We start from the raw sequence: 1478 nt of genomic DNA, 5'->3' as shown, positions 1-1478 counted from the left end.
CGCTGGGTCACGGCGATGGATGTCGCGGTCGGCCAGGCGGTGACGTTGGATGATCCGGACTGGCGGCAGTTGTTGCTTTTGATGGCGGATTGGAAGATGACGTCGAGCGCACAGAAGCAGATCACAGATTGCAAATGCTTTTCACGGCTAGACGGTCATACGCGGGACTTTATTGACGCCTGCGCAAAGTACTACCAGAAGGGCTTATTCCCCGCGGAGAAATTTGTGCCGCTTACTTTTCCGCCATTGGTCACCAGCGAACTGAAGACTGAAAGCAAAACATGAGATTATCGAAGAGCGATATGAAACCTCGTATCTGGCCGTACATACTTGGGTTTATCTTGATCGCGCTGGGTTGGACAATCATCGTGATGACGCGGCATTATCACTATTGGCAAGCAACGGGACAGGAGATGCCAGGCATGGTGGGTAGCATTCGAAACGGTGTATTGGTTGCACTGGGCGTCGTCGCGGCAGCCTTCGCGGTGAGCTACATTTGGCTTAACCGTACACCTGTTGAGCCGCCGCACGCGGTCGCGAGTTCAATATCCGTTTCGCCAGTATTGCCTGCCGCAGCAATGCACAGCAATAACGGGACTCCGGCAGTGCTCGCTCAAACAGGCGAGAAATTCGTCTTAGAGGTTCGTGGCTTGGGGCTCGTGACCGGGCGTAATGCAAATGACGAAATATGGAATGCGGTCGAAGCTAAGGCGGACAATCACTCCACCTACATGTCGCAAAACCCCACCGACTATCCGGACAACGAGGATAGCCGAATGACCTACCTGGAGGTTGGGACGGGCCTGAGCTTCCAACTGGCGGCCCATCATTCCGTTGACTATTGGCCGGTCCCGGTGTTCATTTGGGAGCCGCCGAAAGCACCGCACGTTAGTCGGCCAGCTAATGAGCTTTCTGGTATTCGACAGGAGGCAAGCCTAGGCGTCACGCTCTTGCTGTGGCAAGAAGACGCTAACACGGACGATGGTGCAACCATCATCGAGAAGCTGTTCGCATTTTTCGACGCACATCCGGACGTGCCTGAGGCGGTTATCGTTACGTTTGATGGGGCGGCGACCCGCAAACTCAATCAGACGCCGGGCTATGTGGACACGTTCAAGCAGTCCAACCTTCCTACGATGCCGGACAGCATGGTCGCGATGCTCGTGTCCCGCTCGGATCGCGTCGACCAACTGATTCGCCCCTACGCCGTCGAGCAGACGGAAAACGTCAACAAGAACACGACCGAATACGACATCACCAAGCTATGGAACTTCTTCTGGGAGAAAAACAACGGGGAAGGACCAGGCAGCTTTGAAGCGTACTATCAAGAGCAGCAAAAGGCGGTGGGCATTCAGCCGCGCGCTTTTCTCGGCTTCATGTCGGCTCAATGGTGGCAGACGCAACTTCCCGAATTCTGGAAGACGATCAGCAACAAAGGGCCGGGCGAATTCAAGCCGACGCCCTATATCCCGGTGCGT

General features: G+C 55.4%; 2 protein-coding genes. Both read left to right on the top strand.

Going from position 1 to position 1478, the window contains the following annotated elements:
- On the top strand, nucleotides 1–285 hold a 285-nt coding region (locus WS69_RS12155; RefSeq protein WP_082716143.1), incomplete at its 5' end, for an effector protein Tle3 domain-containing protein.
- A gap of 17 nt (nucleotides 286–302) precedes the next feature.
- The coding region (locus tag WS69_RS12150; RefSeq protein ID WP_059471022.1) for a type VI lipase adapter Tla3 domain-containing protein at nucleotides 303–1478 on the top strand (1176 nt) is incomplete at its 3' end.

The sequence above is a fragment of the Burkholderia sp. BDU5 genome (assembly GCF_001522845.1).
Taxonomy (GTDB): Bacteria; Pseudomonadota; Gammaproteobacteria; order Burkholderiales; family Burkholderiaceae; genus Burkholderia; species Burkholderia mayonis.
The sequence above is the reverse complement of the archived record's forward strand: the minus strand, read 5'-3'. Positions and strand labels throughout refer to the sequence as shown.